Consider the following 6,795-nt stretch of genomic DNA (forward strand, 5'->3'; position numbering starts at 1 on the left):
GCAACTACTATTCTAAAAACTGTTTTTGGTTAGAAGGTTTAATGGCTAGTAAATACACTTAGCATGAGTGAGTATATACTATAACTTTAAATTCCCGATGTTATAACCATTAAGATCCCAAAGTAGGTAAGCTAGAAAACCAATTATAGCCAAGCGATCGCTCTAAAGTTCAGGCTGAGGAGTCACCACGAGTTCAGCAGCATTGCGGTTTTTGCCATTGTATGCTATTTCAGTTTTATCACTAAGATAAAGTGCCATTATTAAGTTAACTTAAGAAGCTAATTACATTATTTATATTACTTAACTTCTCTATCTGACGCTATCTGTCTCTAGTTTCAAAGTAGAAGCAACTCTAAAGAATGAGATTTCAAGGAGTTTAGGGAAATATTTATCTAACAAAAGTTCAATAATAGCTTCTATTAGTCTATGAAGCAGAGGTATTTTACCAAACAACTGCTAATGAAAACTTGTAATTTAATTAAGAAACTATTTTGGATATGATACAAAATCTAACGAAAGTTAGAAGCTTTATAGAGTGTGATTAACCAAACTAATAAACAGTAAATAGGCTTTTTAACTCTAAAGTATAACTTCTAGGGTAATGATTACAGGAGCGATAGTTGCTTTGGCGAATTTATCGCAAGCTTTGTATCGCTTGTTTCGTGGTTTGATAAAGTGGCTTTCGGAGCAAGGGTTGAAGAATCAGGATAATTAATTTTTGCTACCAGCAAATTCTGCTATTGTGACTCACATTCTCGTTTCGTTATATAGTGGCGATAGCGAAACATAGCTTCTAGTTGCACTTGTACTAACCAACCACTAACAAATTCAACTGTACCTCCACCAGGCATAGAGAAGGAAATAGCATCAGTCAGCCTAGTTTTGCCAGCTTCCGGTTCAAATTCATGTCGATGTACCCAAGATTCAAAGGGACCAGATATCTGTTCGTCGGTAAACAGGCGATATCTTTCACATTCAGTATGACGCGCTAACCAAGTTAAGGGTAATGGGCCGAGAAACAGGCGAAATTCTGTAATAGCGCCCACCTTCAACCCACCCTCACGACGAACCACTTGGACTGGCTGCCAAGGCGGATTTAGCAGTTGCAAAATATCTGCCCTTTCGTGAAATTTCCAAACTACTTCTGGTGGGACATTAATGATTGAGGAATGTTTAAAGTGCAGCATGGAAAGAAAAACCTAAAATTCAACTTTCGGATTCAGTATCAATTTCGATATCTAGGGTATCTTCATCAACCCGCACATACAAAATATTTGGGTTACAACAAACTTGACAATCTTCAACGTAAGATTGCTGTCCTCCAGCACTCAAATCAATAAAAGTTAAGTTCGGTTCGCCGCAATAGGCGCAGTAATACTCAGCTGTGTTTTGCATCAAGTTTTCAGCTATAAATTCAATGGTATTGGGCATGGGGCACTTGTACTGAGTTTCGACACAACGACTGCGCTCAGTGCATCGCTTGGCGGTAATCGAGCGAAGTCGAGATTCAACTACCGCTTAGTCGAAGTATTGGGCATTGAATATTGAATATTATCTTTTGATTTCCAATCCCCAGTCCCCAGTCCCCAGTCCCTAGTTCCTAGTTCCTAGTTCCTAGTCCCCAGTACTGGCTGTAGTTCTTTGGGGGATGGATTGATATAACTTTTAGCATCAGCCAAATGCTTTAGTAGTGTAGACTGTGGCAAAGGCCCTTGCAAGTGGCTCCAAGGTAATACTTGTTTTGTTGACCATTCGGCGTGGACGTAGAAATCTAAATCGGGGATTTGTCCTTTGAGTTGCTTGAAAGCACGTTTGTAGCTACCCAAGGAATCGCCAAAGTCACGAGTAAGTTCGAGAAGTTGGGACACTCTGCGATCGCCTCTCGATAACAAAGCCTGTATAATCGACCAATTATAGCTTTCTGGGCGAAATTCTATCCCCTGTGGTTTTAGCTGTTTTTGCAAAAACTGCAACCGCTTTTCTGCTTGGCGATTCACTCCAAACCATTGAAACGGTGTGTGTGCTTTAGGTACAAAGGTGCTGCAACCGTATGTTAAGCGCAATCCCGGCGCAGCTTTTTTGATATTACGCATCATCGCCACGGTTTGCTCTAAATCTTCTGTTTCTTCACCAGGAATTCCTGCCATTCCGTAGAGTTTCAAGCTTTTTAAGCCGCCAGCTTTGGCATTTATGGCTGCTTGAATAATTTCATCGTTATGCAGCTTTTTGTTGACGATTTGGCGGATTTTCTCAGAACCACTTTCTACAGCAATAGTAAGCGATCGCGTGTCTCGTTTTGTCAAAGTTTCTGCTAACTGGACTGTAACAGTATTAGTTCTGACTGAGGCAATACTGAGACGGACATCATCATACTTTGGCTGACTAATATAATCTAACAAAGCCTCAAATTCTGGATGTTGAGTGACTGAAGCCCCTAATAATCCTAACCGATTTGTGACTTCTAAACCTTTGGCGATCGCTGGAATTAATGAATCTTCTAGACTGGCTGTTCTAAAAGGCAGTGTGAGATAACTCGCCAAACAAAAGCGGCACATTTCTGGACAGCTTCTCACCACTTCCACCATGTAAATATTTTCCCATGCGGCTTTTTCGGTGACTACAGTAGAAGCCGATAGAGTATTTCCCCGATAAGTTTGCTTTTGCACTATTGCGGGAATTTCGGGAGAAATTGGTTTAATTGACTTTACTTCACCATCTCTTGTGTGATATTCCACCTCATACAAACTAGGTACATAAATTCCTGGTATTTGTGCAAGTCTTTTTAGTTGAGTTTGTCTTGAGGCATTTCTGACTTCTTTGTAAGCTTCAACAAAATTCCCTAACAGGGTTTCGCCATCCCCCAGTAAAACGACATCAAAAAAATCTGCAAAAGGTTCGGGGTTAGCAGTGAGAACTGGGCCACCACCAAAAATTATCGGATGAGAATCATCACGAGAGGTTCCTCGAATCGGAATTTCTAAAGATTCCAGCAAATTTAAAATATTCACATAATCCAGTTCCCACGAAATAGAAAATCCCACAATTTCCGGCGTTCTGGGGAGTTGTTCGTGAGTATCGGTAAACAGGCGACTCACCTGCACATCATTACGCATTGCCAAAGTTGCCCACACCACCTGATAGCCAAGGCTAGTGATACCTACGCTGTACTCGTTGGGAAAGGCAAAGATTAGGGGGATAGCGTTGGTGTCTGGGGTAGTAGGGGTAAAGAGAAGGCGTTCAGAGTCAAATACAGATGATGTCACAGGTGTTTGTTAGAGACAAGTTTATCTATATTTAATTTTAAGCCATAGAATAATTAAGTTAAAAACCAATGTTATGGCGTTAGCAAGAATAATTGGCAAGGATTGTAAATAAACTCCATAGATTAGCCACAAAAAAACACCACTTATGAATGTAATCAGCGTCACCAAAGAAACATCTTTGGCTGATTTTGTTTGCCATGTTTTAAACATCTGTGGCAAAAAAGAGATTGTGGTTATTGTGGCGGCAGATAATCCTAAAATTGTTATAAAATCCATGTTTAATTATTTATATTAAGTTGCAATACCATAATATATAAAAATTCTATCTGAGTCTTGAAAATTACTTATTTAAATGAATAAATCACCAAAATATCAAGATAATCAAATTTCACAAATAAACAAATATTTAAGTCGGGTGAATAGTGGTTGGTAGAAACTTTAATTCTCTAGTAATTAAAAATGTTAATTTTCTTCTTTCTTCATCACATTGTTTAAATTAGTTAAAATAATCACATATTAATAATATACGTAATATTATATTAATTACCTATTTGCTTAAGAGGATGTTTGAAAAGTCCTCTTCTTGGTAGCAAAAGGTTCTAGATCCCCCTAAATCCCCCGATATATTGGGGGACTTTGAAAGGTTTTGCCCCCCAATTTATCGGGGGGTTGGGGGGATCAATAAGTGCCTAAAATCACAGTCAACCACTTTTCAAACAACCTCTAAGACTGATAAAACATAAACGAGAAATTATAGAAGCATTGTTGTCTGGTTGATCTAGCATGGAAGAGTTTTATGACTTTCCAGATGTTATTTATCGGCACTTTTCAAACTGGATAGACAGTGTTAGACAAATACTTGCTAGTGCTGACATGAATGATGAATTAAATAGTTGGAACAAAGCACTAAACGGTACAATTTATTCAAATGATGGCTCTTTATGGGTAGCCATGTCAATCGCGAAAGCTACGCTTATAGGAATTCTTAATAAACTAGAAACTACTGAAATATATAATACACCCTATCTTAATCATGAAGATGTATTAAGTGCCGATAGAATGTCTAATTTATATGTAATTCTCCACTGTTACGAAAATTCAGTTCGTTGCTTTATTGAAAAAATATTCTCAAAGGAATTTGGAGAGAATTGCTGGGAACAAGTTGCAAATACAGATATGTTAAAGAAAGTAAAAATAGTCAAAAACAAAGAAATAAAAATAAATGGGTTTCTCCAAGAGGAGGTAGTTCACCTCTTTATTGTATTGATTGGGGTGATTTGGCAAAATTGATTAGACCCAACGAAAAGTTATTCTTATCTTACATTGGAGATATTCATTTTATTGATAATAGATTTGCACAATTAGAAGATTTGCGAAATATTGTCGCTCATCATGGAATTTTACCATCTAAAGATGATTTTCAAAGAGTGTTCATTTCTTATAGAGATTGGTGCCGCCAAATAGGACAGGATAAAAATTTGTAATAGGATGCCTGAAAAATCAAATTTTCAAATGTATTTCAAGCTAAGAAGCTTGGATTAAGAATCTGCTCAATTATAAATGGACATTCAGCAGGAAAATTTTCAACAGATTTTTGAGTTTCTTTAGCTGCATCTCTACAAGCACGTCGATAATATTTTTGTATCCACACTGGGTCTTGAAGAAAACGCTGCAAACTGGGAGTATCCTCCAAACAATCTTGAATTTGATCTCGGCAGTTTGACAGTGTATTATCCCAGCTTTTGGTTCTTCGCTCAGGCTGATACTGGCATTTAAGCAAGTGCATTAACAGCACCTGCAAATAGCTACCGAGTTCTCTCTGTTCACTGCGACCCAAAGCCTCTAGTTCCTCTACCAAGTGTTCAACGTCCAACTCAGCCCAATGTCCTTTCTTCAAATACTCGGCTTGTTGTTGTGTCCACAACAGAAAGTCTTGGTCGTAGCTCGTTGCCTTACTCATCAACGATCGCCCTTCTCTGCTTAATGCAACGCTGTACTAAACATCTTACACCGTTCGGCGATTGTTGTGCGATCGCTACAGCTAGTAATAACAATATTCCTGACTTATTTAAAAAGTAAGGAATATGAGACTATCTTTTAAAAGCGATCGCTCTATTAATTACAAGACCTTACACTGCCCATGATGCCGTAATAAATGGTCACACAACACTAGTGCCACCATCGCCTCAACCATTGGAACTGCACGCGGTAATACACAAGGATCGTGTCGTCCTTTCGCAGCCAATAGCGTTTCTTCACCTTCACGAGTTACTGTTTTTTGCTCTTTTCTAATTGTCGCCGTCGGCTTAAATGCAACTCGTAAAATGATATTTTCCCCATTGGAAATTCCCCCCTGAATACCACCAGAACGGTTAGTTACAGTGCGAATTTCACCATTTTCATCAATATAATATTCGTCGTTATGCTCAATTCCCGTTAACAGCGTTCCGCCAAAACCGGAACCGATTTCAAAGCCTTTGCTAGCCGGGAGAGACATCACACCTTTAGCGATATCAGCTTCCAATTTATCAAATACTGGTTCGCCTAAACCTTTCGGCACGTTACGAGCTACACATTCTACAACACCGCCGATAGAATCACCAAGTCTTCCAACTTGTTCAATTAATTCAATCATGCGATCGCTACATTCGGCATCGGGACAGCGCACGATGTTGCTTTCCACTTGTTCTAAGGTGACAGTATTTGGATCGACTACACCTTCCAAGTCTTTGATGCGCTTGACATAACCAATAACTTCAACATTGGCAACTTGACGGAGAATTTTTTTTGCGATCGCACCAGCTGCTACTCTGCCAATTGTCTCACGCGCTGACGACCTACCCCCGCCTTGCCAATTGCGAATGCCATATTTTGCATCATAAGTAGCATCCGCATGAGAAGGGCGATACTTCTCGGCCATCTCGTCGTAGTCTTGCGATCGAGTGTCTTTGTTCCGTACCAAAATTCCTATAGGCGTTCCTAGTGTTTTGCCTTCAAACACACCTGATAAAATCTCGCAAGTATCGGCTTCTTTGCGAGGTGTCGTAATTTTACTTTGTCCCGGACGCCTTCTATCTAATTCCACTTGAATTTCTTCTGCCGAAATTTCTAGTTGTGGAGGACAACCATCAATCACAACCCCCACACCGCCGCCGTGAGATTCACCAAAAGTAGTTATACGAAATAGATGACCAAAAGTGTTGCCCATGATCTTAAAGAAAAAGTATGAGGCTTATGTATTTTACCTAGAGTTTGTGCAAAAGTTAATTTTTATGCTTTGGCACTCGCAATGTTTGACGTATAGCCTTTACCTATACAAATAAGAAAGCGCCCTCCTGTTCGGGAGGGCGCTTTCTTATTTAGCTAAACTTCAGAATTAACCGTTGATAGCAGGAGCGGTTAGAGCTACAGGAGCAGAATCGCCAGCAGCCAAATCGAGAGGGAAGTTGTGAGCGTTACGCTCGTGCATTACTTCCATACCCAGGTTAGCGCGGTTGATTACATCAGCCCAAGTGCTGATTACACGACCTTC

7 protein-coding genes and 1 pseudogene are annotated in these 6,795 nt (G+C 39.5%); 1 reads left to right on the forward strand and 7 read right to left on the reverse strand.

The window, feature by feature from the left end; translation table 11 throughout:
* Nucleotides 1-737: 737 nt before the first annotated feature.
* The 4 genes from RMX98_RS27650 to RMX98_RS27665 all read right to left on the reverse strand — a co-directional run bounded on the left by RMX98_RS27650 (nt 738) and on the right by RMX98_RS27665 (nt 3,539).
* Nucleotides 738-1,187 (reverse strand): SRPBCC family protein, encoded by a 450-nt coding sequence (locus RMX98_RS27650; RefSeq protein WP_322676014.1) that lies wholly within the window; start codon nt 1,185-1,187, stop codon nt 738-740.
* A 19-nt stretch (nt 1,188-1,206) separates the two neighbouring features.
* Nucleotides 1,207-1,395, reverse strand: coding sequence for a CPXCG motif-containing cysteine-rich protein (locus tag RMX98_RS27655; RefSeq protein WP_012411100.1), 189 nt, complete (start codon nt 1,393-1,395; stop codon nt 1,207-1,209).
* A gap of 212 nt (nt 1,396-1,607) precedes the next feature.
* Nucleotides 1,608-3,263 carry a radical SAM protein gene (locus RMX98_RS27660; protein ID WP_322676013.1) on the reverse strand — a complete coding sequence of 552 codons (1,656 nt, stop codon included), beginning with the start codon at nt 3,261-3,263 and terminating at the stop codon, nt 1,608-1,610.
* A gap of 21 nt (nt 3,264-3,284) precedes the next feature.
* The gene (locus tag RMX98_RS27665) at nt 3,285-3,539 is read right to left on the reverse strand and encodes a SemiSWEET transporter (RefSeq protein ID WP_322676012.1); all 255 of its coding nucleotides are present in this window, start codon (nt 3,537-3,539) and stop codon (nt 3,285-3,287) included.
* A 507-nt stretch (nt 3,540-4,046) separates the two neighbouring features.
* Here RMX98_RS27665 and RMX98_RS27670 point away from each other — a divergent pair.
* Nucleotides 4,047-4,553, forward strand: a complete 507-nt coding sequence (locus RMX98_RS27670) for a hypothetical protein (protein ID WP_322676011.1) — start codon at nt 4,047-4,049, stop codon at nt 4,551-4,553.
* 229 nt (nt 4,554-4,782) lie between these two features.
* Here the strand turns inward: RMX98_RS27670 and RMX98_RS27675 are convergent, their stop codons facing one another.
* The 3 genes and pseudogenes from RMX98_RS27675 to RMX98_RS27685 all read right to left on the reverse strand — a co-directional run.
* The gene (locus RMX98_RS27675; protein WP_322676010.1) at nt 4,783-5,223 is read right to left on the reverse strand and encodes a DUF29 domain-containing protein; all 441 of its coding nucleotides are present in this window, start codon (nt 5,221-5,223) and stop codon (nt 4,783-4,785) included.
* A 159-nt stretch (nt 5,224-5,382) separates the two neighbouring features.
* Entirely contained in the window at nt 5,383-6,471 is a 1,089-nt protein-coding gene (gene aroC, locus RMX98_RS27680; RefSeq protein WP_322676009.1) for a chorismate synthase, read from the reverse strand.
* A gap of 168 nt (nt 6,472-6,639) precedes the next feature.
* Nucleotides 6,640-6,795: pseudogene (locus RMX98_RS27685) on the reverse strand (photosystem II q(b) protein); the annotation flags it as partial.

It is taken from the genome of Nostoc sp. DedQUE02 (genome assembly GCF_034531035.1).
GTDB lineage: Bacteria > Cyanobacteriota > Cyanobacteriia > Cyanobacteriales > Nostocaceae > Nostoc.